The 22,961-nt window shown below is 68.1% G+C and carries 27 protein-coding genes and 1 tRNA gene; 14 read left to right on the top strand and 14 right to left on the bottom strand.

What is annotated here, in order from left to right; genetic code table 11:
* Both ACYVE7_RS03545 and ACYVE7_RS03540 read left to right on the top strand, forming a co-directional pair.
* On the top strand, positions 1-491 hold a 491-nt coding region (locus ACYVE7_RS03545; protein WP_460363060.1), incomplete at its 5' end, for an aminotransferase class V-fold PLP-dependent enzyme.
* Between the two features lie 10 nt (positions 492-501).
* On the top strand, positions 502-906 hold the full coding sequence (locus tag ACYVE7_RS03540; protein WP_460363059.1) for a hypothetical protein: 405 nt from the start codon (positions 502-504) through the stop codon (positions 904-906).
* Here ACYVE7_RS03540 and ACYVE7_RS03535 read toward each other — a convergent pair.
* The 5 genes from ACYVE7_RS03535 to ACYVE7_RS03515 all read right to left on the bottom strand — a co-directional run bounded on the left by ACYVE7_RS03535 (position 896) and on the right by ACYVE7_RS03515 (position 5,109).
* Positions 896-1,717, bottom strand: a complete 822-nt coding sequence (locus tag ACYVE7_RS03535; protein ID WP_460363058.1) for a metallophosphoesterase family protein — start codon at positions 1,715-1,717, stop codon at positions 896-898. The genes ACYVE7_RS03540 and ACYVE7_RS03535 overlap by 11 nt on opposite strands.
* 4 nt (positions 1,718-1,721) lie before the next feature.
* Complete coding sequence (locus tag ACYVE7_RS03530) at positions 1,722-2,750, bottom strand: CU044_5270 family protein (RefSeq protein WP_460363057.1); 1,029 nt, start codon at positions 2,748-2,750, stop codon at positions 1,722-1,724.
* The gene (locus tag ACYVE7_RS03525; protein WP_460363056.1) at positions 2,738-3,295 is read right to left on the bottom strand and encodes an RNA polymerase sigma factor; all 558 of its coding nucleotides are present in this window, start codon (positions 3,293-3,295) and stop codon (positions 2,738-2,740) included. Before ACYVE7_RS03525 ends, ACYVE7_RS03530 begins: the two co-directional genes overlap by 13 nt.
* 102 nt (positions 3,296-3,397) lie before the next feature.
* Positions 3,398-4,075, bottom strand: coding sequence for a DUF4262 domain-containing protein (locus ACYVE7_RS03520; RefSeq protein WP_460363055.1), 678 nt, complete (start codon positions 4,073-4,075; stop codon positions 3,398-3,400).
* A gap of 191 nt (positions 4,076-4,266) precedes the next feature.
* Positions 4,267-5,109 (bottom strand): helix-turn-helix domain-containing protein, encoded by an 843-nt coding sequence (locus tag ACYVE7_RS03515; RefSeq protein ID WP_460363054.1) that lies wholly within the window; start codon positions 5,107-5,109, stop codon positions 4,267-4,269.
* Between the two features lie 102 nt (positions 5,110-5,211).
* Between ACYVE7_RS03515 and ACYVE7_RS03510 the strand changes: the two genes are divergently transcribed.
* Together ACYVE7_RS03510 and ACYVE7_RS03505 are read left to right on the top strand one after the other, a co-directional pair.
* Positions 5,212-5,829 (top strand): NADPH-dependent FMN reductase, encoded by a 618-nt coding sequence (locus ACYVE7_RS03510; protein WP_460363053.1) that lies wholly within the window; start codon positions 5,212-5,214, stop codon positions 5,827-5,829.
* Between the two features lie 102 nt (positions 5,830-5,931).
* The gene (locus ACYVE7_RS03505) at positions 5,932-7,137 is read left to right on the top strand and encodes an NAD(P)/FAD-dependent oxidoreductase (RefSeq protein WP_460363052.1); all 1,206 of its coding nucleotides are present in this window, start codon (positions 5,932-5,934) and stop codon (positions 7,135-7,137) included.
* Here ACYVE7_RS03505 and ACYVE7_RS03500 read toward each other — a convergent pair.
* On the bottom strand, positions 7,090-8,094 hold the full coding sequence (locus ACYVE7_RS03500; protein ID WP_460363051.1) for an FAD-dependent oxidoreductase: 1,005 nt from the start codon (positions 8,092-8,094) through the stop codon (positions 7,090-7,092). The two genes, ACYVE7_RS03505 and ACYVE7_RS03500, sit on opposite strands and share 48 nt — an antisense overlap.
* A 111-nt stretch (positions 8,095-8,205) precedes the next feature.
* Here ACYVE7_RS03500 and ACYVE7_RS03495 point away from each other — a divergent pair, with 111 nt between their 5' ends.
* A complete protein-coding gene (locus ACYVE7_RS03495; RefSeq protein WP_460363050.1) occupies positions 8,206-9,123 on the top strand; it encodes a TRM11 family methyltransferase in 918 nt (305 codons plus the stop codon).
* Positions 9,120-10,085, top strand: coding sequence for an NAD(P)-dependent oxidoreductase (locus ACYVE7_RS03490; RefSeq protein ID WP_460363049.1), 966 nt, complete (start codon positions 9,120-9,122; stop codon positions 10,083-10,085). Before ACYVE7_RS03495 ends, ACYVE7_RS03490 begins: the two co-directional genes overlap by 4 nt.
* Here ACYVE7_RS03490 and ACYVE7_RS03485 read toward each other — a convergent pair.
* From ACYVE7_RS03485 to ACYVE7_RS03465, 5 genes are read right to left on the bottom strand one after another with little or no spacing between them, the layout of a single operon-like run.
* Positions 10,082-10,978, bottom strand: a complete 897-nt coding sequence (locus tag ACYVE7_RS03485; RefSeq protein WP_460363048.1) for a hypothetical protein — start codon at positions 10,976-10,978, stop codon at positions 10,082-10,084. The genes ACYVE7_RS03490 and ACYVE7_RS03485 overlap by 4 nt on opposite strands.
* 11 nt (positions 10,979-10,989) lie before the next feature.
* Positions 10,990-11,904: an SCO2521 family protein gene (locus tag ACYVE7_RS03480; protein WP_460363047.1), complete on the bottom strand. Its 915-nt coding sequence runs from the start codon at positions 11,902-11,904 to the stop codon at positions 10,990-10,992.
* Between the two features lie 22 nt (positions 11,905-11,926).
* Positions 11,927-12,886 carry an SCO2522 family protein gene (locus tag ACYVE7_RS03475; RefSeq protein ID WP_460363046.1) on the bottom strand — a complete coding sequence of 320 codons (960 nt, stop codon included), beginning with the start codon at positions 12,884-12,886 and terminating at the stop codon, positions 11,927-11,929.
* Positions 12,883-13,794: an SCO2523 family variant P-loop protein gene (locus tag ACYVE7_RS03470; protein WP_460363045.1), complete on the bottom strand. Its 912-nt coding sequence runs from the start codon at positions 13,792-13,794 to the stop codon at positions 12,883-12,885. The genes ACYVE7_RS03475 and ACYVE7_RS03470 overlap by 4 nt, the downstream gene beginning before the upstream one ends.
* Position 13,795: 1 nt before the next feature.
* Entirely contained in the window at positions 13,796-15,646 is a 1,851-nt protein-coding gene (locus tag ACYVE7_RS03465; protein WP_460363044.1) for an SCO2524 family protein, read from the bottom strand.
* A 279-nt stretch (positions 15,647-15,925) separates the two neighbouring features.
* Here ACYVE7_RS03465 and ACYVE7_RS03460 point away from each other — a divergent pair, with 279 nt between their 5' ends.
* The 4 genes from ACYVE7_RS03460 to ACYVE7_RS03445 all read left to right on the top strand — a co-directional run bounded on the left by ACYVE7_RS03460 (position 15,926) and on the right by ACYVE7_RS03445 (position 19,125).
* Entirely contained in the window at positions 15,926-16,354 is a 429-nt protein-coding gene (locus tag ACYVE7_RS03460) for a hypothetical protein (protein WP_460363043.1), read from the top strand.
* 82 nt (positions 16,355-16,436) lie between these two features.
* Positions 16,437-18,086 carry an RICIN domain-containing protein gene (locus tag ACYVE7_RS03455; protein WP_460363042.1) on the top strand — a complete coding sequence of 550 codons (1,650 nt, stop codon included), beginning with the start codon at positions 16,437-16,439 and terminating at the stop codon, positions 18,084-18,086.
* A gap of 80 nt (positions 18,087-18,166) precedes the next feature.
* Complete coding sequence (locus ACYVE7_RS03450; RefSeq protein WP_460363041.1) at positions 18,167-18,859, top strand: DUF2127 domain-containing protein; 693 nt, start codon at positions 18,167-18,169, stop codon at positions 18,857-18,859.
* 83 nt (positions 18,860-18,942) lie between these two features.
* Complete coding sequence (locus tag ACYVE7_RS03445; RefSeq protein WP_460363040.1) at positions 18,943-19,125, top strand: hypothetical protein; 183 nt, start codon at positions 18,943-18,945, stop codon at positions 19,123-19,125.
* A gap of 85 nt (positions 19,126-19,210) precedes the next feature.
* Here ACYVE7_RS03445 and ACYVE7_RS03440 read toward each other — a convergent pair whose 3' ends face one another.
* On the bottom strand, positions 19,211-19,525 hold the full coding sequence (locus tag ACYVE7_RS03440) for a 4a-hydroxytetrahydrobiopterin dehydratase (protein WP_460363039.1): 315 nt from the start codon (positions 19,523-19,525) through the stop codon (positions 19,211-19,213).
* A 20-nt stretch (positions 19,526-19,545) separates the two neighbouring features.
* Entirely contained in the window at positions 19,546-20,769 is a 1,224-nt protein-coding gene (locus ACYVE7_RS03435; RefSeq protein ID WP_460363038.1) for a helix-turn-helix transcriptional regulator, read from the bottom strand.
* Between the two features lie 140 nt (positions 20,770-20,909).
* Here ACYVE7_RS03435 and ACYVE7_RS03430 point away from each other — a divergent pair, with 140 nt between their 5' ends.
* The 4 genes from ACYVE7_RS03430 to ACYVE7_RS03415 all read left to right on the top strand — a co-directional run bounded on the left by ACYVE7_RS03430 (position 20,910) and on the right by ACYVE7_RS03415 (position 22,053).
* On the top strand, positions 20,910-21,149 hold the full coding sequence (locus tag ACYVE7_RS03430) for a hypothetical protein (protein ID WP_460363037.1): 240 nt from the start codon (positions 20,910-20,912) through the stop codon (positions 21,147-21,149).
* 141 nt (positions 21,150-21,290) lie between these two features.
* Positions 21,291-21,542 carry a hypothetical protein gene (locus ACYVE7_RS03425; RefSeq protein ID WP_460363036.1) on the top strand — a complete coding sequence of 84 codons (252 nt, stop codon included), beginning with the start codon at positions 21,291-21,293 and terminating at the stop codon, positions 21,540-21,542.
* A 2-nt stretch (positions 21,543-21,544) separates the two neighbouring features.
* The gene (locus tag ACYVE7_RS03420) at positions 21,545-21,712 is read left to right on the top strand and encodes a DUF397 domain-containing protein (RefSeq protein ID WP_460363035.1); all 168 of its coding nucleotides are present in this window, start codon (positions 21,545-21,547) and stop codon (positions 21,710-21,712) included.
* A complete protein-coding gene (locus tag ACYVE7_RS03415) occupies positions 21,709-22,053 on the top strand; it encodes a hypothetical protein (protein WP_460363034.1) in 345 nt (114 codons plus the stop codon). The genes ACYVE7_RS03420 and ACYVE7_RS03415 overlap by 4 nt, the downstream gene beginning before the upstream one ends.
* Positions 22,054-22,797: 744 nt before the next feature.
* Here the strand turns inward: ACYVE7_RS03415 and ACYVE7_RS03410 are convergent.
* Positions 22,798-22,874: transfer RNA gene (locus tag ACYVE7_RS03410), tRNA-Pro, on the bottom strand.
* Positions 22,875-22,961 lie beyond the last annotated feature (87 nt).

Here is a 22,961-nt window from a genome sequence, read left to right as displayed (position 1 = left end):
CCAGCAAGCACGTCGGCGAGTGCGGGACCGTCGAATGGGCGTCCGACGCCGAACAGCGGCACGAAGCCGGCACCCCGAACGTCCTCGGCGCGATCGCGCTGGCCGCGGCCTGCTCGGCGCTGACGGGCTGGGACGAGATCGTCGCCGAGGAGCGGCGGCTGCTCGCCCGGCTCAGGTCCGGGCTCGCCGGGATCCCGGCCGTCCGCGAGCTGAGCCTGTGGGGCCCCGGGCATCCGCGCGTCGGGATCGTCTCGTTCACCGTCGAGGGGCACCCCGCGCGGCAGGTCGCCGAGTACCTGTCGCAGGAGCACGGTATCGGGGTGCGGGACGGCAAGTTCTGCGCGCACCCGCTGGTCAAGCGGCTCGTCGGCGAGGGGACGGGCGGCTGCGAGAACGCCGACGGGACGGCCGTGCGTGCCAGCATCGGCATCGGCACCACCGACGAGCACGTCGACCGGCTCGTCACCGCGCTGCGCGGCCTCGCCGGGTAGGGTCCCGGCCATGGAGACCTGGTCGACGCTGGAAGAGCTCGCTGCCGCCAGAGAACGGTTCGCGGCCGCGCTGCCCGGCTGGCGGGCGCCGGCCGTCCATGCCCTGGGGACGACGGACGGCACGACGACCGACTTCCTGATCGTCAACGAGGGGGCGGCGCTGACGGCCGTGGTGCTGTCCACGGTCTGTGGGCATCGGCGCGGATCGGCGTCCTACGAGCTGACCGAGGCGCAGCTCGACGAGGCGATCGCGCTGCAGTCGCCCGCCTCGGCGTGCCAGGACGTCAAGCATCCGAATCTGGCGGTCTGGCGGGAACTGCGCAGCCGTCCGCTCCCGCCGGGGCACCGGATCGTGGTCGTGTTCCTCGACGACGATCCGCAGGTGGAGCGGTTGCGGGCACGGCTCACAGAATGAGGCGCGGCAGATCCGGACGGGTCGGGCGCGGCTTCCACTCCCGCGGGTACCCCAGCGACACCTCGGTGAAGGGGACGCCGTCGTACACGGTTTCACGTGGAACGTGGAGGTGGCCGTAGACCATCGCCGCCACGTTGAACCGCGTGTGCCAGTCGGCGGTCAGATCGGTGCCGCACCACTGGGCGAACTCCGGATACCAGAGGACGTCCGTGGGCGTGCGGACCGTCGGATAGTGGTTGACCAGGACGAGCGGGATCTCCGGCTCGCACGCCGCGAGCCGTTTCTCCGTCGCCGCGACCCGGGCGGCGCACCAGTCCTGACGGGTCGGGTAGGGATCGGGGTGCAGGAGGCGTTCGTCGGTGCAGACGACGCCCGTTCGCATCGCGTAGTCCATGCCCTCTTCGCGGGTCGTGCAGCCCGGGGGCAGCCAGGTGTAGTCGTAAAGCAGGAACATCGGCGCAATCCGGACGTTCCCTGTGGCGGCCTCGAAGATCGGGTAGTCGTCTTCGGGGGTGAGGACGTCGAGACCGCGGCAGAGGTCGACGAGATGCTCGTAGCGGGCGACACCGCGCACCCCGCCGGCCTCGGCTTCACTGACCGTCCACAGGTCGTGGTTGCCGGGAGCCCAGACGATCCGGGCGAACCGCTCCTTGAGGACGGTCAGAGTCCACTCGATGTCGGCGACCTTGTCGGCGACGTCACCGGCCACCAGCAGCCAGTCATCCTCGCCTCGCGGCCTCAGCCCCCGTACGACCTCCCGGTTCTCCTGGTGAGAGACATGCAGATCGCTGACCGCCCACAGGTTCGCCACCCCCTCATTCTGACCTCTCCCCGATCCGATCCACCACCTTCTGGGCGACGATCACACCCTCATAGTGGACATGCCCGACGGGGCCCCACCTGTCGGTCGCGAACACGGTGCGGCTACCGAGCAGCGCGAACGTCTCGGGGTCGAAGAGAAGCTGGTGCTTCTCGTCCTCGACGCCCGGCGACTCGATCGCCACGGCCGGTCGCTTCATGCGATCGCGGACGCCCTCGATCACCTTCGCGCCCGGATACCGGGCGAAGACCGCGAAGAGCCCGGCCCTGCTCCAGGGGGGCAGGACGACCCGCGCGGACGAGTAGGCGGACGACAACTGCCCGAAGTAGGCATCGCTGCCAGGCGGTGCCGAACTCTCGTCGGCCAGCCAGGTTTCGAGCCGGTCCAGCTCGATGGGGAGCTCCTGTGTCGGAGGTCCCTGGCGGAGCTCGGGGATGTGGCAACCGGCCGGAAGCTTGTCCGGATTCGTCACGAGGGGCTCCTGGAGCGTCATGTCGGCGTCCGGGGGAAGGCAGCGCCAGCGCAGCGGCCCCTTTCCCTGTTGGACGGCGTCGCCGTGGCGGCGGTCCAGGGAGGTCCACGCCCTCGTCGGCTCGCGGTATTTCAGCGGAGCGCTGCCCATATGGGTGTCGGGGGTGTCGTTCTGATAGCGCACCGACTCGACGTACAGGAAGCGGTCGCCGTCCGGTGCGGTGAACGCCGTCTTCGTCGCGGCGATCCGCTGGGCGCGCTCGACGATCCCTTCGGCCGTCAGCGTCTTGTCCGGGGTGTTCAGTGGGCGGGTCGGGGTTCTGTCGGAGGTGGACAGGAGGATGGAGGGGACGACGATGAGGGCGGCGGTCGCGGTGGCGGCCAGGACCATCAGCAGGGGGCGCGACGGGCGGAACGGTGAACGGCGGCGGCGGGTCGGTGAGCTCAGGTCGCGGAGGGTGCGGTGGCGGAGGGCGGTGAGGTTCGGGGGGTGGTCGAGGGCGGTACCCAGATCGGTGACCAGGGCCAGTTCGTCCAGGTTCAGGTCGTCCATGTGTCGGCTCCCTTGAGGGACTTGCGGAGTTTGGTGCGGGCGCGGTTGAGGCGCGAGCGGACCGTGCCCACGGCCACGCCGAGTGCTTCGGCGGTCTGCTCGTAGTTCAGTTCGGCCCAGGTGGTGAGCAGGAGGACGTCCCGTTCGCCCCGGTTCAGCCGGGCGAGGGCGCGGGCGATCTCGGCGCGGGCGCCGTGGGCGCTGACGCGGTCGGCGATGTCGTCGGCGGGGAAGTCGTCCGTCTCGACGGTCAGCCGGGCGAACGCCCGCAGATGCGCCGATTCGGAGCGGTGGTGCCGGGAGATGAGCCTCGTCAGGATGCCGAACAGCCACGGACGGGCGTCCGGGTAGGCGGGGTCGAAGGTGTTCCGCCGCTGGAACGCGACGAGGAACGTCTCGTTGACGACGTCGTCGGCTGCTTCGGGGCCGAGCCGCCGGGTCGCGTACCGATGGAGCATCCCGGCGTAGCGGTCGAAGAGGACGGCGAACGCGTAAGGGTGGTCTCCGGTGAGCGCTTCGGCGTCGGAGATCGTCAACGCGGTCATGGGAGGGTGGCGCTGGGGATCATGGCGGCCTTACTCGGGGGGAAGGGACGTCATGTGTCGCCGGGAACCGTCGGCAGGGTTCCCGGTTTCTTCGTTCGGAGGTCAGATCGGGGTTCGGTCCCAGGATCCGTCGGCCTGCAGCCAGGCCTGGTGGCCGCGGTCCAGGTCGGCGAAGGGGATGACGGCGGGCTGCTCGCCGAGGATCCGGGCCAGCGGGACGAGCGTCACCTCGGCGTCCGCGATGGGGCCGCCGTCGAGGAACTGCCAGTGCCCGTCGGCGGTGTGGACGATCCCGCAGATCTCGTTGCCGCCGAGCACCCGGTGCAGGGTGGCGACGGGCTCCGCGGGCAGGGCGTCGGCGAACGGCCAGGGTGTCAGCTCGGCGAGGTGCAGCCACATGTTCGGCGGGTGCTCCGCCCGCGGCACCCACAGTTCCGGCTGGAGCTCGTCGCCGCCCGGCCACCGGACCTGTGTGACGGGCACCGCCCTGCCGTAGAAGCCGTCGAGCCACCCGAACAGTCCCCGCCAGTCCTCGTCGACGGTCCGCCGCTCGACGGGAAGCGCCCCGTCCCGCGCTCCCGCGACCTCGTCGAGGACGAACTGCAGATCGGTGACGGGCAGCCCGAACATCGCCAGTTCCGGCACCCCGAACGAATGCCACAGCCCCACGGTGAACGCCCAGGCCGGTTCCTCCCGCACCCCGACGACGCTCCACCCGTGCTCCCGCACCCGCGCGGCGACATCCTCGTACTCCGCCCCGACCGCATCGCGGCAGATCACACACCCACAACCCATGATCGAGCAGGCTACCGTCCGGCTACCACACCCTCGCGCAGCCCGCGCATGTTTCCCACAGGTTGTGGATAACTCACCCGTCTCCCCAGTCAGCGCCCCTGGTGCGCGGAGAAGTTATCCACAGCCCTGTGGACGGTCGGCTTCGTGGCACACGGCGAAGAGGTTCAATGGTCGGGTCAGGCCGTGAGGACGCGGAGGGGTTCATGGGTGAGCTGGGAGAGGGCGGTGTCGGTGGTGGGATCGGCGGGGAAGTAGACGATGGCCCGCAGGTCCTCGTCCAGGAAGAGGAGGGTTTCGTAGGCCAGCCGCAGCTCCCCGGCGGACGGGTGGATGAGCCGTTCGACACCGTTGCGGATCGGGGAGGCGGCGATGGGACGGCGGAAACGGTCGGAGAAGGCGGAGCCGCCCGTGACCGTCAGCTCGTCGACCAGATGCAGAAGATGAGGATCGGCCGGGCTGTTGCCGTGCCGGAGGACCGTGACGGCGTCGTCGGCGGCGCGATCCCAGTCCGGATGGGTGGCACGGGCTGTGGGCGACGCGAACAGATAGCGGTTGAAGTTGCCGGACTCGACGATCGGCCCGGCCATCAGACGGTAGGAGTCCGTGCAGGTCAGGACTTCACCCAGCCGGTTGAGCAGGATGGCGGGAGCCGGATCCAGCCGGTCGAACAGGGCCCGCACCGTCGGCCGGATCTCCTGGACGGGCGGCTGCACGCCGGGGCAGCACGACAGCGAGTCGCCGCCGGACGCGGCCTTCGCGGCGAACCGCAGATAGGTCCGCTCGTCGGGCGACAGGCGCAGGGCGTCGGCGAGGGCGCCGAGCACCTGCGGCGAGGGGTTGCGGTCGCGGCCCTGCTCCAGCCGGGTCAGATACTCCACGCTGACGCCCGAGAGCTGCGCGACCTCGGACCGCCGCAGCCCCGGGGTGCGGCGCCGCTGCCCGGACGGCAGGCCGACATCGGACGGGGTGAGGGCTTCCCGCCGGGAGCGCAGGAACGCGGCCAACTCGATATCGCTCACGCCACAAGAAGCTACCCGCTGAGGCGGTGCTTATCGTGGCCGTGCCAAGGCCAGCCTCGGCACGGTCTTCCTGGCCTGCGGGAACGGCGGCACGGTTGACCCATGAGCGACGAGAACAACAAGACCGAGAACAGTGAACTGCGGGTGGCCGTCATCGTGGCGAGCGTCAGGGGCGGCAGGCACGCCCCGGTCGTCCGCGACTGGTTCCTGGGCCATGCCGCCCCCGCCTACGCCCTCGACGTCATCGATCTGATCGACGTGGACCTGCCGCTGTCGCAGCCCGGCTTCGGCGAGGAGCCGCCGGCCGGCGTCAAGGCCGTCCTCGAGGAGGTCGGCTCCCGGCTGGAGCGTGCCGACGCCTATGTCGTGATCACGCCCGAGTACAACCACAGCTACCCGGCCGCCCTGAAGAACCTGATCGACTGGCACTACACGCAGTGGCGCGCCAAGCCCGTCGCGCTGGTCTCCTACGGCGCCTGGTCGGGCGGGATCCGTGCGGCCGAGCATCTGCGGAACGTCTTCGCCGAGATGCACGCCGTCACGATCCGCGACGCGATCAGCATTCCGATGGTCCCCTACGGGGCGTTCGGCGAGGACGGCCGGCTGGCCCGCGACCCCGAGCTCCTCGACGACGCCGCGAAGAAGCTGCTCGACCAGCTCGACTGGTGGGCGCGCTCCCTCGCCGAGGCGCGGGAGAAGCGTCCGTACACGGTCGGCTGACCAGCCGGCACCGGGAGGCCGTTGACGATTGTTGAAGGGAAATTTACACTGCGCTGGGCGGCCTCCCGGTGCAAATCCGGGGGGGTTACAGAGGGGATCCGAATGGCCTCCACTTTCGATTTGATTGTCGTAGGCGGAGGCATCATCGGATGTGGAATAGCCGAACGTTTGCGTAGCGAATTTCCTCGTATCTGTGTGGTCGAGCGTGGCCCTGTGCTGGGGCGGGGTGCGTCGTTCGCGGCCATGGGCGGCATCACGCCGCATCTGGGTGACCATTGTCTGGGGCCACTGGGACTCATGGCGGAACGCAGTCGCGCGCTGTTCCCCGGCTGGACGGCCGATATCGCGGCCGAGTCCGGTCTTGAGATTCCCATACTGCCCGTCGGTCTGCTGCAGGTGGCGGCCGACGAAAAGGAATGGGAGCGGTTGCGGGCCGACGTGATGCCGATCCTGCGGGAGCGCGGCATCGGCGCCGAGATGGTGGAGGCGGACACGGCTCGCGACATCGAGCCGATGCTCGGCCCCGAGGTCGTCGGCGGCCTGGTCCAGCCGCATGACCTGGCCGTGGAGCCGCCGCACATCGTCGAAGGGCTCAGCAGGATCGTCACGATGGCGCCGGGGATAGAGGTGCTCGCCGGCACGTGTGTGGTGTCGGTCAGTGCTCGCGCCCGCGACGCGGCCGTCCTGCTGGGGAACGGCACCGTGCTGACCGCGGACCGGGTGGTCGTCGCGGCGGGCCACCACAGCGCGCGGCTGCTCGGCTTCTCCGACCGCGGTCTGTTCCCCGTGAAGGGCCAGGTGCTGGAGTTCGCGGCGGGGACGGTGCCGCCGCTCCGGATCCAGCTGGATTCCCTGCTGATGGTCGCGGGCGAGGAGGAGGTCGTGTTCGCGCTGCCGAGGGACGACGGCCGGATCGTCGCCGGTGTCACCTTCGAACCCGGTCTCGACGACTGCGAACCCACCGACGAGGCCCGCATCCTGCTTCTCGACAATCTGCGCCGGATCGCCCCGGCGCTGGCGGCCGTGCCCGTCGCCCGGATGTGGGCGGGAGTGCGCCCCGGCACCGCCGACGGAATGCCGGTGATCGGCTTCCTCGACGAAAGGCAGCGTGTGCTCGCCGCCACCGGCCACTACGGCATGGGGATCACTCTGGCGCCGCACACCGTCGAGCTGGCCGCGACCCTGCTGACCGGCCGTCCCCTCACCGACGACGACGTCCACGACCTGCGGATCAGTGATCCGCACCGGTTCAGCGGGGTGTCACTGCAGAAGAGCGGGCGCCGATCTGAAGATTCGTTCGCCCACTGACCGTCCGTGCCGCCGCAGCACCGGCTGGAGCAGTTCGGCCACCTCGGCGGCGCATCCCCACGACAGCGTGACGCCCGACCCGCCATGCCCGTAGTTATGGATGACCGTAATTCCGTCCACTTCGGTGAGCTCCAACCGGACCGAATCCCGTGCCGGACGCAGCCCGACCCGGTGCTCGATCAGCCGTGCGCTGGCCAGGAGCGGCTGCACCTCCGCGCAGCGATCGATGATCGACTGCCCGATCTCGGGGTCGGGGGCCAGATCGGTCCGATCGGAAAGCACGGCTCCGCCAAGGACCACAGTGTCTTTGTGGCAGATGAAATAGGTCGGTGAGTCGGATTCAGGATAGTCAGAGAAGAAGCCCGTCGTTAGACCGGGATTCTCAAGAACGACCAGCTGACCCCAGAGGGGATGGAGCTCATGGTCGGAAACCAGCTCACCTGCGCGCAGGCCCGTGCAGTTCACGATCGCGGCGGATCCGTCGGCGACCTCGGTGAGATCCCGGACGCCTTGCGGCAGGATCTCTATCTCGACGCCCAGCGCGGACAGCCGTCCGGCCAGGTATTCCAGATGGACGGGCATGTCGATGATCGGAACTCGGTAACGCCAGCCTCTGACGTATCCGGTGGGCAACTCACCGTTGTCGACCATATGAAACCGAGGCAGTTTCGTTACCCACTGAGCTGGGTCGATCGCCAGACGAGTGGCTTCGAGGCCGGTTACCATGGCGACGCCAGAGTCATCTTCGCGGCTCATTTGTTCAAGCTCGTCAAGAGACTGGCGACTCCAAGGAGTAACCCTGGGGTCAGGCGAGAAGTAGGGCCCCCACAGTGCGCCGGCTTTGGCGGAAGTGGTCTCCGTGAGCGGTTGATCGCTGATCAGCCTGACCGGAACTCCCATTTCGGACAGAGTGATTGCCGTAGAAAGGCCGATCACTCCCGCACCAATGATCACCACGTCCGCAGGGGATCGCATGAGGGCTCCTGGTTTTCTTGCCGAGGAGAGTTGGCTCGTCAAGATTCGGCTAGTGGGGTGGGCTCGCTGTTTAAGGAAGATTACCATCAGCCTATGGCGGCTGTGGAGCACCTATCGTATGACCTTCCGAAGAAGAAGGGTGAGTACCTCCCCGACCCTGATCAGCCCGTTGATCGGTGGCTACAGGCCGCTAATGCGTCTAACGCGAATACCGTAAAAGCGACGATTGAGAATATTGTTGGCAGCGGTCAAGACGTAGCCTTTATCGTCGATCCGTTCTCGGGCGGCGGCAGTGTCGCGATGGCGGCGCGGAACATGGGAGTTCCTTTCTACGGGCTGGAGATCGATCCGGTTCTCGCCTGTGCAACTCTCGCGAAGCTGACGATCGGAAAAGATGAGATTCCCGCGCTCTCCCGCGAGTGCCTGGACGTCGTCGCCGAAGCACGCAGGCATCTGGCCGCGGCCGGGAGCGGAAAAGAACTCTCCGAGGCCGAGATCGAGAAGGACCGTCGCGCGATCAGACCGGTCACGCCGTCGCGGATCCTCTGCGCCGACGCCACGGACGTCGACGCCTGGTCCGCTCTCGCACTGCCCCGTCAGGGCCACGCCGTGATCTACACGTCGCCGCCGTTCGGGGTCTCCTCGCCCCGGTTCGCGCTCCCGGCGAGCCTGCACGACCGGGCCGGTGACGTGCTCCGCCGCGGCGGAGTGATGATCGACTGCGAGCCGCCCGCGGTGTTCCCCAACTACATCGACATCGCCAAGCTCACGCTGAAGCTGGTGATCCCGTTCCTGGCGAGCGTGACCCTGATCGTCGAGCACGAGAACGACGACCAGCAGCACGACTCCCGCGACGAGCTGGCCGAGGTCTTCGGCGAGCTGGGCCGCAAGTTCAACCGCCGCGTCACCGGCCGGAAGGTCCTCGAGACGCAGCCGTTCTCGGGCCGCGGGATGTTCTCGCTCGTCACCTGCACGATCGAGGGCCCCCAGAGCGAGAGCACGCCGCGATGAGCACCGTGCTGGTCACCGGAGCCAAACTCGTCCCCGCCGAGGCGCTCGAACTGATCGAGAGCAGGGGGCACTCGGTCCGGCACGTGACCGAGGAGGAACTGGACAGCGGCGAGCTGGACCAGGCGCTCCGCGACGTCAGCGGATATCTGATCGGCGGGGTCGAGAGCCCCACCGCGGAGCACTTCGACAAGCACGCCGAGACCCTGAAGGCCGTCGCGTTCGTCGGCACCGACTTCAAGGCGTTCGTGCCCGGCTGGGAACGCGCCTTCGAACTCGGGATCCCGATCATCAACTGCCCGGGCGCGAACGCGATCTCGGTCGCCGAGTTCACGATCCAGCTCATGCTGATGATGGCGCGGCCGATGGTCAACCAGATCCTCGCCGAAGGCGGCCGCACCCTGCTCGGCGACGACGCCCCGCCCGTCCCGTTCGAGGGGATGGAGCTGGCGGGCCGGACCCTCGGCATCGTCGGTCTCGGCCGGATCGGCACCCGCGTCGCGGCCGTCGCGACGGCGCTCGGGATGAAGGTCGTGTACAACGCGCGGCGTGAGGACCCGGCCTCGCATCTGGAGTTCCGCGAGCTGGACGAGCTGTTCGCGACCGCCGACGTGATCTGCCTGCACCGGCCGAGCGCGGGCCCCGGCCGTCCGGCGCCGATCGGCGGCGACCTGCTCAAGCTGATGCGTCCCGGCAGCCTGCTGATCAACGCGGGCCATGAGGACCTGGTCGACCCCGAGGCGCTGGCCAGCGCGGTCGAGCACGGGGTGCGGGCCGCGTTCGACTGCGTCGGCAAGGGCGAGGAGTGGGATCAGCTCCTGCGGTTCCCGCCCGAGCGGTTCCTCGCGGTCAAGCAGATGGGCTACAGCACGTTCGACGCCAACCGGCGGACCGGGATGATGGCGGCCCGCGCCGTCTGCGACGTCCTGGAAGGGAAGTCGAGCCCGCTGGTGAACAACCCCTAACGCGGCGGGGGTTGCGGGAACGGGGTCGCCGACTCCCAGAGTGCGCGGTACTGGCGGACCCTGTCCTGGACGTCCTCCTTGTTGAGGGCGAGCTGGGTCTTGAGGAAGGTGGGGCGGTCCGCCCTGGTCGCGGGGGTGGTGACCTCGTAGCTGACGACGTCGTCGAAGATGATCGTGTCGAAGAGCTGCTGGGTCGAGGCGGAGACCTTCGCCAGATCCAGCACCCTGACCTCGATGCCGAGCCCGCTGTGCTCGGCGCACATCGCCTGGAAGGCCGGGTCGCCTGCCATGCCGTCGCGGTCGAGGATGAACACCCGGCGCACCCGGACGCCCCGCTCGTTGATCGCTTTCTGCTGGTGGTCGAGGTAGCGGCGGCCCAGATCCGTCGCCCAGAAACCGCCGTAGCCGTCCGCGCTCAGATCGACGATGCCCAGGCTGACGGCGTCGATGCTGTACTGGGCGCAGCGGGTGAGCGACAGGATCCAGTCGCGGTCCTCGCCGTCGTAGAAGACGACGCCGCCGTCGCCGAGTTCCTTGAGGAACCGCGCCACCCGGTTGATCTCGGCCTCGGCGATGTCGTTGAACAGCGCGGGCCGGTCGGCGACGAACCGCGAGTTCATCGCGAGCTGCGCGATCTGCACCTTGCTGAACCCGTCCTGGACGAGACGGGACATCGCGAGATGGTGATCGGCGAGCCGTCCGTCCAGCGCGTCGACCCGGCGCCGGAAATCCCAGACGAACTGGGCGAGCAGCACCACCGACGCGACGAGGATCGCGACCGTGAGCTGCGGGGCCCGCCCGGGGCCCAGCGCGTCGGTGGCCAGATAGGCGATGAGGCCGACGGCCAGCGTGCTGACTATCTTGACCGGTACGTTCGCGGGGGGCTGGCTCATGCGCATCCGCTCTACTTGCCGGCGGCCGCGCTCAGCATGGATATGGTGCCCAAGGCCAGCTGGTCGCGCACCCGGTTGACTGATATTTCCCACTGTCGCGTCAGCCCCTGAACCCTGTCAAGAGCATTCCACAATGGCAGCAATTCGGGTGTGATCCTGGCGCCCGGCATCCAGTGGTGCAGCACATGATCGATGACGGGACGTACCCGGTCCACCATTCTGCTGGTAGAGCCGTTGCCCAATTCAGCGCGTTCGAGAATGCCTTCGACCGTGCCGAGCAGCCAGTCGTGCAGGGCCATGTCCTCGATCAGATCGAGCATGTCCGGAATATTCTGGCCGGGAATGGACAGACGCAGAAGCCGCGTGCCATCGGTGAGGATCTTGAAACGGAAAATTTCCCTGCCGCCCGGTTCCGGACACTGGAAAGCCCAACGCCACGATCCCCGCGACGCCTTGACGGGAAGTCCGCCGTCCAGCAGCGGCGACGACTGCACGTTATTCATCGTGTGTTCCGCGATGACGCCGAGCTGGATTCCGAGAAAGCCCCGCTCGTCCTCGGCATATCCGGCGGCGGTGTCGTCGGCGTTCATTTTGCCGAGCACCTCGACGGTGCCGGGATGGCCCAGGTAGTGGCTCCACGGCAGCCGGTACCCCTTCGCCGACGGCACCAGCGACGTGTAGGCGCACGCCTGGAGCACCCGCCCGCCGGTCAGCGTCGCACGGGCCGCGACGGTGCCGACCCCGCGCACCCGGCGGCCGTTCTTCGACGGGATCGAGCAGTCCACGCCCGTCAGCGGTTCGGGTGACACCGCGTACGGCCGGGGTCTGTTCGCGTGCCTGACCTGCTCGCCGGGGACGAGATCGAGCAGCGCGGAGGCGAGCTCGCGGGAGAGCTGACGGGAGTGGCGGGCGAAGCCCGTCCGCACCTCACCGAGGGTGAGGGGGCCGTCAGACATCGTCGGAGAAGACATGCGAAACCCTCCGCCACAGATCGTCAGGGAGTTCGACGCCCTGGCCTTGCGCCTGCTGGGCGACCTGCGCGGCGACCACCGGATCGACCGCGACCTGGCTGAGGATCAGCCGGACGGCGGCCTCGGTCTGCGCGAACCTGGTCTCCAGGACCGTCATGGTGCGGAACGCGTAGAACGGGTGGGCCCGTTCCCCGAGCCGGATCACGGCCGGCAGCTCCGACCAGCTATCGGGATAGTCGTCCTGCCATTGCTGCGGGGTGACGATCGCCTTGCCCTCGTGCCGGAGCAGGCCGAGCCTCAGCAACTGCCAGACGGCGGCGAGGAACGCGCACGACCAGCGGCGCTCGCCGTCCACGACGTCCCAGAGCTGGACGTCCATGCTGATCGAGTGGGCGCGGGCGCCGTTCTCCTTCGGCGGGGTCCAGCGGCGGCGTCCCGCCATCGCCTGGTCGACCACCGAACCCGGACGGGCCATGCCTTCGCTGTTGGTCAGCCAGCCGCTGGCCTGCGGCGGCGGCCGCAGCCCCGTGCTTCCCTCCGGTGGATCCTGGACGATCCGCCCCATCACCAGCGCCGCGGGCGACACCTGCCCGGCCGTCGCGCAGCCCGACTCGCGCGCCAGGTAGTCGATGGTCAGCCCGGCCTCGGCCGCCGCGTCCAGCAGCTCGGGGACCAGCTCCTTCGGGGTGCGGATCCGGCTGAAGTACTCGTCGACCAGGAAACATGTGCTGACCCGCCGCCCGGAGCCCGAGTACCTGGCCAGCACGTAGTCCGTCCACGGTTTGACGGCCGCGAAATGCTCCCGGAGCGCTTCCGGGCCGCGCATCAGATCCTCCATGTAGAGGTGGCCGAGCTCGAGCGAAAGGTGGGAGCGCGGCACCAGCTCCACCCGCGGCCGCGCCGTGACCACTTCCATCTCGACCTCGGGCGCGCTCACAGCCGGATCCAGGCCGCGTCGTTCAGCAGCACGTCGGCGAGCTTGTTGAACGCGTCGACCGTCTCCCCGTTCGCGACCTCGTCGTACACGTCCTTGTCGGTGATGAGCTGCTCACGCCACTGCAGCACCGGATCGAGCGGGACGGCCGCGATCACCGAGCTGCGGCCGAGGCCCAGATCGTTGGCGCGGTCGTTGAGGTCCTGGTTGACGGTGCGTAGCCACGCCTCCTGCGGGGAACGGAGGCTCGCGTTCCCGGCGTCGGGGGAGATCATGGCGGTGCGGACGAACCTGATCCGGTCGGACAGTTCGTCCTTGTCGTGGCCGTGGTCCTTCCCGATGTCGATCAGGCCGCGGTCGCCGAACACCAGCCCGGCAGCCGCCGCCACATGCTGGCGAGTCCACCGGTGGAACACCAGCCAGCGGACGCCCATCCGCGCCACCTCGGGGCGGATCGTCGCGGTCAGCACCATTTCGGCGGCGTGCGAACGGCCCGCCGACAGGTCCATCAGCACGATGTCGAACTCTTCTTGGAGCCGGACGAGCAGCTTCACACAGCGCTCGACGACGTCCTCGTTCATGTTGAACTCGCCGCCGCCCTTGTCGCCGGGGAACAGCACCAGCCGTCCGGCGCTGGACGGGCGCGGGCCCATCGTCCGCGGGTTGCTCTCGGCCCAGATGTCGATCCGGTGGGGTTCCACCAGATTGCCCTGGAGGTAGTGGTGGAGACCGCCGGCTTCGGTGCCGTGGGCCGTGCCCTCGATCGCGAAGATCGCGCCGGAGGTCGGGGAGCCGAAGTCGAAGTCGAGATAGCAGACGTCGTCGCCTTGCAGCGCGCGTCGGTAGGCGACGTTGCAGGTCGTCACGGACCTGCCCGTCCCACCCTTGTCAGAAGTCGAGATGACCAGCATGTCAGCTTGCGCCCTCCTCGGCTTTGCGCCGGGCCACTGCCAGCTTGTCCAGGATCCGGAGCACTTCCTGCGCGGTCGCCGCCGAGGTGCCCGGCCGGTCGTAGAGGATTCCGCGGGCGCGCAGCAGCATCGCCTGCGCCTGGTCGAGGTCGTTGCGGAGCTGTCCGCGCGCGATGATCGGGCTGTTCAGCACCTCGTTGTCGAACAGGTTGTTCGCCTCGTTCAGCAGCTCACGCGCATGGCTGATCAGCGAGTTGCTGCGCGGTGGAGGGGCGGAGACCAGGTTCGCCGCGAACACCATGCACTCGACGATCCGCTCGGTGTAGTACCAGGACGGCTGCTCGGGGCTCCGGTCGACGCCCTCGTAGATGTTGGCCGGCTCGTCCCACAGGCCCTTGCCCTGGCCGCTCTGCATCCGGCGCCGTTCCAGATGCTCCGTCCAGACCTGGTCGGCGAACTCGATCAGATCGTCGCGCAGTTCGGTGCTGCGGGCCATCGCCGCCAACCGCAGCGTGCGCTTGAGGATGACGGCCGAATAGTCGGTGACCTGCCAGAGCAGGCGCGGCCCGTTGTCGACGTGCTCGCTGCCGATCAGCCGCATGTTGCTGCCCGGCGCGTGGAAGCGGACACCCCAGTCGGAGTTGGTGGCCGACCGGCGCGTGATCCGGCCGCGCTGGGCGAGCTCCTCCAGGATCAGGCGGAGCCGGCGCAATTCGTCGTCGGACGCTCTGCGCGACTCGAGGTCCTGGACGACCATCGAGGTGACCAGAAGGCTGTAGTAGTCGGATTCGCGGCCGTCCGTGGTCTTCCACGGGATGTCCTCCAGCGGCCAGCGGCCGTCACCGAAGGTCGCGATGGTCGCCCAGTAGCGCTGGGTCAGCTCCCAGCGCAGCCGGAGCGCCGACGCGAGGCGCTGCTGCTCCTCGTTCAGCAGACCGAGGACGACGGTGCGGGACGACGACAGGTCGGCGATCCCGTCCAGCGCGTTGACCGTGAAGTACAGGAACGGGACGCCCTGCGCGTAGCCCCTGCGCTGGTCGCCGATGTCGCTGCCGATCTCGATCTCCGGCGCGTCCTTGACCACGCCCCAGCTCCACCCCAGCTCGAACAGCCGGTTGCGGTTGTCGAGCTGGCTCGTCTGCCCGGACCCGATCGTGAAGTAGTCCCGGACGCTCGCCCGGACGTCCTCCAGCTCCTTGTACAGGTCCTCGACGACGTGCCGCGGCGAGTCGCCGTACTGGTTCACCGAACGGATCAGTGCCTGGCCTTCGGAGGACTCCGGCGTGAACACGTTCACCACGAAGCTGCGCAGCAGGCCGACCATCGCGGCCGTCAGCCGCTTGCTGGCGATGTCCTCCAGGTAGGACAGCTTCTCCAGCAGATCGACGTTGCGGACGGCGCCCCGGAAGACCCGGACGAAACCGATGGTGTTCAGCATCAACGTGATGGACATGGAGAACGAGTCGACCACGTCGAGGTTCTGCTGCTGGGCCGTCGGGTCCTTGTCGGGATCGGCGGTCTGGAAGTAGCTGCCGCCGGAGAAATAGGGGGTTCCGCCAATTGTGTAATTATCGATGTATTCAATCAGAATGTCGGTGATGACCTGGGGGATCTCCAGTTCGTCACCGAAACCCTGGAGTGCGACGAGCACATCGTCAGCGGTCTGGTCGGGCTGGTCCACCTTGAAGATGGGCACGTCGGCCGCCGGATACATGATCGTGAGCAGCTGTTCGGCGTCACTGATCGAGTTGGGCTCGTTCCGCCCGCCCCACGTCCACTTTCCATCCTGCATGGCGGACTCGACGGCGGAACGCCAGATGTTGAGTAGTTGCTCGCGTGGCTGAATCCGCATTCTGTCAGCTCTCTTACTCGCAGGTCCGGCCGGATTCCAGTGAGATTTCCCCACATCCGTATCACGTCGGCGAATGCCATGGAAGTCTCAACCACCCAACGGTAGAACCTCCCACCTGTCCACTCCGTGTCACACGCAACAAAGCCCCAACGGCATTTCATTGCCTAATGTCCTGTTTGGAGGCGGTTGTTGGGGGTGAGGTACCGGGTGAGGGGGCGGGGGCTCCTCTCGCGCGCTGCGGCGCGCTCACCCGACGGGGGCATCGAAGTGAAGTTGGCCATGAAGCTCAGGGAACTACCGGCCCGGCTCGCGACGGGCGCTTTCATGCTCCGCATGGGCCTGGACAAGTGGAACGGAACCGACGAACAGGCGGACGGCGTCCACAAGATGGCGTGCACCGCCTACCCGTTCCTCAAGAAGATCCCGGCGTCGACCTTCCTGCGGCTCGTCTCCGTCGCCGAGATCACCACCGGGACCGTCCTGCTCGTGCCGCTGATCCCGGCCGCGCCCGCCGGCGCCGTCCTGACGGCCTACTCCAGCGGCCTGTTCGGCATGTATTTGCGCACGCCGAGCCTTCGCCGCCCGCACAGCATCTGGCCGTCCCACTCCGGCATGGCCGTGGCCCAGGACTCCTGGCTCGTCGGCATCGGCCTCGGGCTCCTCATCGACGGCGTGACGTCCGACAGGGAAGGCTCCTGCTGCGGCTGACGAGCGCCGCCTTCACCTGATCTTCACGTCGCCGTCCGGCGGGGTTGGCGGAAGATCACAAGACGCTGCCTAGCTTCGCCTAATGCGAAACAACCTCAGAAGAGGCCGGTGGCACTCCGGACTCCTGGCGCTGCTGTGCCTCGGGACGGCCTTCGTCGGCGCCCAGATCTCCGCAGGTCCCGCCGCGGCGCTCTCCGCCGAGCAGATCGTCAACGACTGCCTCAACGCGAAGTCCATCTACTACCCGGATCCGCCCGCCGATCCCAACGCGCCCGACTACTTCCCGGACTGCAAGCTCACCTACAAGAGCTCCGAGCAGGTCTACAGCGAGCAGACGCTCGGCGACGCGCTCGGCGGCGACAAGCCCCGGCCGCTGTTCCGGGCGTGCGGCGACTCCCCGGGCAACGTCCAGGTCGGCGGCACGAAGTCGTCGAGCTTCTCGTTCTCGTTCGGCCTCGACGCGGGCGCGAAGAAGAAGTTCGGCGACTGGGAAGGGTCGGTCGGGCCCAAGCTCGGCGTCGGCTGGAGCTGGAGCGACAGCTCGACCTACACCAACGGCGCGGTCGTCCCGTCCAGCGGCGTCGGCTGGGTCGCGGTCCGCAAGCCCCAGCTGAAGGTCGTCGTCGACGTGAAGGCGGTGTACTCCTCCAGCAACACGCAGTACGCCTCGAACGTCACCGCGTACGTTCCGGACAAGTCGCGCCCGTGGGACTGGCAGGCCGGTTCCCGTCCGATGAGCGACTGGGAGCTCAACCACTACTGCGGGTCGGGCGGCACGCCCGGCAGCGACAGCTCGGCGAACTACACCGAGTCGACGTCCGCGCGGGTCGCCTACGGCGACTTCCGGCTCTGGCTGCCCAGCCAGTACCGCTGGTTCAACGCCGCGACCAGCAAATGCGCCGCACCGAAGGACGCGAGCACCGCGAACGACGCCAGGGCCGTCCAGATCGCGTGCGACGTCACGACACCCGCCCAGCAGCGGTGGTCGCGGACAAAGCAGCCGGACGGTTCGTTCCTCATCAAGAACGACAAGAGCGGGAAGTGTCTGGACGTCTCAGGCGACAAGGTGTCGAACTGGGTCGATCTCCTGCAGTACACCTGCACTCCGGCGGTGGCCTGGCAGAACTGGGCCATCATGCGCGCCACCGTGAAGATCGCCCCCAACTGGGACGAGCAGCCCGCCTACTACCTGTACAACCGGCACAGCGGCAAATGCGCGGCCATCGACAGCGGCGCGCTGCTGAGCAACAACGCGCCGCTGCAGCAGTACGACTGCCAGAGCCTGCCCCGCCCCAAGACCTTCGGCTCCTATGACGTCTGGGCCGCCGGTTCGAACGCCCCCTACAAGAACCTGACCAGCGGCAAGTGCCTGGACATCGGTGGCACCGTTCCCGGCGGCGGTCTGGTCGTCCAGCGCAACTGCAACGGCAAGGCGTCGCAGAAGTGGAACGCGGTGCAGCGCGCCGGCAACTGGCACAACATCAAGAACAGCAACGGCAACTGCCTGACCGTCCCCTACAACAACGGGACGGCGCCCGGCGAGAACACCCAGCTCATGTGGTGGCCGTGCGAGACCCGATGGGAGTCGGGGAACCAGAACTGGTCGATCAACCCGCGCGCCACCTCGGGCACCTACCAGTTCGGCAACCAGTGGACCGGCCTCTGCCTGGCCCCGCACCCCTCGGACGTCACCAAGGACGGCGGCCGGGTAGCCCTCCGCAAGTGCCTCTGACCACCCGCTGACGGCCGGTTCCCCCACGGGAACCGGCCCCGGTGATCGTCACTCAGGGTGATGTGTCTTACGGTGGCTGTGTGGATTGGAACCTGCTGACCTGCGGTGTCAAGGGCCACATCACCTACGCGCCGGACGACGCTGAGCACGTCACGACGCCTTCGGGTGAGGCGTGGCGCTGCCTGCGCTGTGACGACTACCGGCTGGGCGAGCCGGACGGCCACGGCCCGGCCACCGCCGCACCGCAGGTCAAGCGGGATCGTGAGCTGCGGGACGCGTTCGTGATGCGTCTTCTCGCGATCGAACGCCTGCTCCGCGCGCTCGTCATCCTGATGGCGGCGTACGGGGTCTGGCGGTTCTCCAAGCACCGCGATTCGCTACAGAGCGCGATGGAGCAGGATCTGCCGCTCCTCAAACCGTTCGCGAACCAGATCGGCTGGAACCTCGACCACTCGAAGATCGTCAAGTGGGCGCAGGAGATCCTGGCGACCAACGACCGCGCGATCCTCTGGATCTCCCTCGCCCTGGCCGCCTACGCCGCCATCGAGCTCATTGAGGCCATCGGCCTCTGGCTACTCAAACGCTGGGGCGAGTACTTCGCAGTGATCGCCACCGCGGCGTTCCTCCCCCTGGAGATCTACGAACTGACCGAGAAGGTCACCCCCCTCCGCCTGACCGCCCTCCTCATCAACCTCTTCCTAGTCGTCTACCTCATCTACACCAAACACCTCTTCGGCCTCCGCCCCCGCCACTCTTCGCAGACCACAGAGTGAAACAAGAACGGGCCCCCAGAACCCTGCGTTTCCGCAGATCATCCTGAGAGCCCGTCCAACACCTTTACTACACCCACCCACCGATGATGAGGGTGCTGCCGCCTGGCGAACAGACCTTCGAAGCGCCGGTCGAAGGTCTCAATGCCGAAGACATGGACATCGGCAACATCCCGCTGTCGACGGTCGAATTCCGGGACGCGGCAGGCATTACGTGGCGGCGCGAGTCCGATGGGAGGATCGTCGAGATCGGCGACGAAGGCCGCTAACTAGCTGGCGGTCTGAAGAGGCAGAACGCCCCGCCATGGTCACAACAACATGGCGGGGCGTTCTGCGTTGTGGTGCACGCAATTCCTAAGCTACGGGCTCAGCGCCGTGTCCGGCTGCGATCCGGTCGATGTGGTGGGCGAGCTCGAAATCTTTGTGCGTGAGTTTGTGGCCGGCGTCGTGGGTGGTGATGTCGAACCGGATCCGTTGCCAGGTGATGTGGACATCGGGATGGTGGCCGATCTCGCGGGCCTTGGCGCCGACGTAGAGCGCCAGGTGCAGGCACTCGTGGTAGCTCTGCGAGAACGTCCGGGTGATGGCGTCGCCCTCGCGGGTCCAGCCTGCGGCGACGTCGAGGGAGTGCGTGATCTCTTCTTCAGTGAGCGGAGCCGGTACAGACACGAGGTCCTCCTGGTCGAGGGTCAGGCGATCGCGGCAATGATCTCGCCCAGCTCCCTGCCCGCTCTCGTCGACTTCCATCCTGCGGCGGCTGTGGGCAAGGTCATCAGCTCCCGCTGCAGCCGGGCGGATCCGGTCTCCGCGACGATCGTGGCGGTCGAGGCAGCGATCTCTACGACCCGATCAGGGTCCGGTACGGCGGCGAGGGCGGTTGCCTGCCTGGTCCAGAACACCCCGTTGTCACGGCGAGCGGACGCCGGTACCGAGCCGAGGATCCGCTCCCACATGTCGACGGCCTCGCGGTGCGCGCCGAGCCGGACGTAGGCGGTCGCCCGCTGAACGTCCACGTAGCGTGCGGTGCGGCGGCAGGAGTTCCCCCAGGGGTGTTCATCGTCGACCTGGTCGATGAGGCCTGCGGCGGCGTCGAGGGCCTGGTCGACTGCGGCGCGGTGGTCGCGGCCGAGGAAGGAATGCCCGTGTGCCTTGTGGACCAGGCCGAGAACGCGGACCTTGGGGCAGAGCTTCCGCTCGTCGGCGAGGGCGGCCTCTGCATAATCGACGATCGCGCGACCGTCGCCCAGGTCGACGGCGAGCATGGCCTTGTTCGTCAGGGCGTAGCTGATGAGCTGCTGGTCTCCGGAGCGGTGCGCCATGTCGAGGGCGATGTTCCGCCACTGTGACGAGCCATTGAGGTCGCCGGCGTCCTGGTAGAGCCACCCCAACAACGCGCTGTAGGCGACGCCGGCGCCGAGCAGGCCGCGGCGAACCGGACCGTCGGCAGCACGGACGAGTTCGTCGATGAGCTGGGCTTGGGTCGAGACGGTCGGGATCAGGTGGCGGGGACCGAGGAACATATCCGCGCGGTAGTGCCCAGGGAGTTGTTCGAGGAAGTACAGAACGAGCTCCGGGTCGACAGGTCCCTTGTGGGGGTGGTGTGTGAAGGGTGCGGCGCCCGCGGCGACGCCCAGGCCGAGGACCGTTCGCCGGTCTACCGGCACGATGGGAGCCGTGCCGAAGAGGTCTTCCTCGGTGGTGCCGAACGCCTTGGCGTAGTCGGCGGTCCAGTCCCGAGGGAAGTGTTTGCCGCGCTCCCAGTCCCGAATCTGCCGGACCAGGGATTCGGTTGGGCCTCCAGGGTGGCCGGACGCGCGTTGAAGGCGTCTGGCGGTCTCGGGCTTAGTCCACCCGCGGGCTTCCCGTTCGGCCTGTAGGCGGGCAGCCCAGGGCGGTCTGTCGTTCATGGTCATGCGTGCACCCTCGCGTTGACCCGGAGACCCGGAGACGGGAAGTCTCCGGGTGTTCGCCCCCATTCTCCGTCTCGCGAGGCGCATCTGGCAGGCAGTCAACTGGTCGTGACCGAAACGAACTACTGAAACGGGGCCCCAGGGTGCACGCGGGAACCGAGAAGACGGGCGACGCCGGAGACCTTCAAGCAGGCTTCCCGAACTGGAAGCTGTGGCGTAGCCGCCTCGACGACGGCAGTCCGGGCAGCTACTACGCGACCCGCATGGATCGCGAACTCAGCTTCGAGGAGATCTCGGACGGGTGGGCGTCCACCCTCGCTGCCGACACCGCCGAGCAGCTCGTGGAGCTGCTCCAGGCGCAGGTCGCCAAGGACAACTCATGACTCCCGGCCGCGGACCCTGGTCCCCACCATCCGCGGTTCGGGTCGAGCGCGACGACGCGAGCGACAGCCGCGCCATTTCCCCCCGGGACGCGCGGCCGAGTCCCGCGTCGTCGCGCTCATCTCCCCGAACGGCGTCCTGACATGGCGCCGTTCCCGACCCCGGCCACGCACTGGCACGTGTCGGCGCCGCGACGCGACAGCGCCAGGCGGTACAGCCGAGCCGACGCGTTGACCGCGCTCCGCCTGATTCTGGCCGCCGATCACGCGGTGATCCGTGACCCCGGCTTCGTGGCCGCCCTGGCGGTCCTTGACGCGGGGTGGACGTCCGCCCGCGTCGGCCCCCACCAGTACGTGGCGTACGCGTGCGCCTGCCCTGAACTCCCTGTGAGGTAGCGATGTCGATCTTCCGGAAGTCCAGCTATTGCCAGGCCCTCAACCAGGACGGATGCGTCGAGGTCGCCCACGGCACGGGAGCGGTCCTCCTGCGGGACTCCACCGATCCCGACTCCCCGGTCCTGGCGTTCCCGCGTACGGCGTGGGCGGCGTTTGCGGGGTCGCTGTGACAGCACCTATTGACGCGCGGATCGCCGAGGCACTGGCGAAAGCCCAGGCGGCGCAGCTCAACTTGGTCGGGCTGATGGTCGCCTACAACGTGTCACGGGAGGAGCTGCGGCTTCTCCTGAAGTGGCCGGAGCCGGTGACGGCTGCGTTCAACGCGCTCGACGGGTCGCTCCGTCCGCTGGCCAAGCTCCTCGCCCACCGCGACGGCAACGTATGGGCCGGCCTCGGACTCAAGGAGCTAGCCGCCTACATGGCGGCGGCTCACACGATGATCATGGACTCGCCCGCGCCGAACGTCGACCACGCCAGCGGCGTCACGGCGATCCGGATCGACACCACCTGAATGCTCTCCGGGCGCGAGGCCGACGGCGCGCGCCTCGCCCCGGAGGCTGACTGCTGCTCCCTTGCTAGGCAGGGAAGGGAAGGTCGGGCGGGGAGCAGCGAGACCGTGGGTGCGGTTGGGCATGGGCGAGATCCCCCGACCGCACCCACCCTGACGCGGGTGCGGCTCGCCAGCACCACCAGGGGCGCGCACAATCTGCGCACCCACCCGGACGCGGGTGCGGTCTTGCCAAATAGAGGGGGCGGGGCCGCACCTGATTTTTTCCCGGGATCGGTCTTGCACTCTGCGAACTGGCTACTACTCGCTTGGTCGGCTTGAGCGAAGTCCACTCTTCTGCCGCACTCGCCGACGCTCCAGCTCAGGTGCGTGGATTGAAGGGCCATCGTGGCGTTAGATGTGGGTGCTAGAGCTGGGTCGTCGGTGTTGTCTGACAGCCGCTCCACAGGGATGGTGGCGGCTCGTGGCCGACCTGCTGGGCTTGACGGGGTCGGGGGCACGATCCTCCCGGTGGCCCGCGGGGTGTCTGCGGAATCCGCGACCGACATGCCCCGAAATCTGGGAGACGATCTTTCTCCCAAGCGTCTCCCGGCCGGGAATTCTGGGAGATTTTTGGGAGATGATCATGGTGTGTGAGGGGTATCTCGGACGTTAGTCAGACGTCAGTGAAAACTAGAACGGGCTCCCAGGACCCCTGCGTTTCCGCAGGTTATCTGTCCTGAGAGCCCGTTTCACACCTTTACTGCATGGTCGGGGTGGCGGGATTCGAACCCACGGCCTCTTCGTCCCGAACGAAGCGCGCTACCAAGCTGCGCTACACCCCGGTGCCAGGAGGTGTTTCCCTGGCGCCTCGTGAAGTCTAGCGGATGGTTGGGGGTGGTCGCGATCTGGAATCGAGGGGGCGGTGCAAC

It is taken from the genome of Actinocorallia lasiicapitis, from assembly GCF_054778695.1.
Note: the sequence above shows the minus strand (reverse complement) of the source record. Positions and strands in the feature narration are given on the sequence as shown.

Bases quoted from the DNA above. Each gene is read 5' to 3' on its own strand.
- ACYVE7_RS03540 (WP_460363059.1), top strand. From the start codon at position 502: ATGGAGACCTGGTCGACGCTGGAAGAGCTCGCTGCCGCCAGAGAACGG.
- ACYVE7_RS03530 (WP_460363057.1), bottom strand. From the start codon at position 2,750: ATGGACGACCTGAACCTGGACGAACTGGCCCTGGTCACCGATCTGGGT.
- ACYVE7_RS03525 (WP_460363056.1), bottom strand. From the start codon at position 3,295: ATGACCGCGTTGACGATCTCCGACGCCGAAGCGCTCACCGGAGACCAC.
- ACYVE7_RS03510 (WP_460363053.1), top strand. From the start codon at position 5,212: ATGAGCGACGAGAACAACAAGACCGAGAACAGTGAACTGCGGGTGGCC.
- ACYVE7_RS03505 (WP_460363052.1), top strand. From the start codon at position 5,932: ATGGCCTCCACTTTCGATTTGATTGTCGTAGGCGGAGGCATCATCGGA.
- ACYVE7_RS03495 (WP_460363050.1), top strand. From the start codon at position 8,206: ATGGCGGCTGTGGAGCACCTATCGTATGACCTTCCGAAGAAGAAGGGT.
- ACYVE7_RS03490 (WP_460363049.1), top strand. From the start codon at position 9,120: ATGAGCACCGTGCTGGTCACCGGAGCCAAACTCGTCCCCGCCGAGGCG.
- ACYVE7_RS03485 (WP_460363048.1), bottom strand. From the start codon at position 10,978: ATGAGCCAGCCCCCCGCGAACGTACCGGTCAAGATAGTCAGCACGCTG.
- ACYVE7_RS03470 (WP_460363045.1), bottom strand. From the start codon at position 13,794: ATGCTGGTCATCTCGACTTCTGACAAGGGTGGGACGGGCAGGTCCGTG.
- ACYVE7_RS03465 (WP_460363044.1), bottom strand. From the start codon at position 15,646: ATGCGGATTCAGCCACGCGAGCAACTACTCAACATCTGGCGTTCCGCC.
- ACYVE7_RS03460 (WP_460363043.1), top strand. From the start codon at position 15,926: ATGAAGCTCAGGGAACTACCGGCCCGGCTCGCGACGGGCGCTTTCATG.
- ACYVE7_RS03455 (WP_460363042.1), top strand. From the start codon at position 16,437: ATGCGAAACAACCTCAGAAGAGGCCGGTGGCACTCCGGACTCCTGGCG.
- ACYVE7_RS03445 (WP_460363040.1), top strand. From the start codon at position 18,943: ATGATGAGGGTGCTGCCGCCTGGCGAACAGACCTTCGAAGCGCCGGTC.
- ACYVE7_RS03435 (WP_460363038.1), bottom strand. From the start codon at position 20,769: ATGACCATGAACGACAGACCGCCCTGGGCTGCCCGCCTACAGGCCGAA.
- ACYVE7_RS03425 (WP_460363036.1), top strand. From the start codon at position 21,291: ATGGCGCCGTTCCCGACCCCGGCCACGCACTGGCACGTGTCGGCGCCG.
- ACYVE7_RS03420 (WP_460363035.1), top strand. From the start codon at position 21,545: ATGTCGATCTTCCGGAAGTCCAGCTATTGCCAGGCCCTCAACCAGGAC.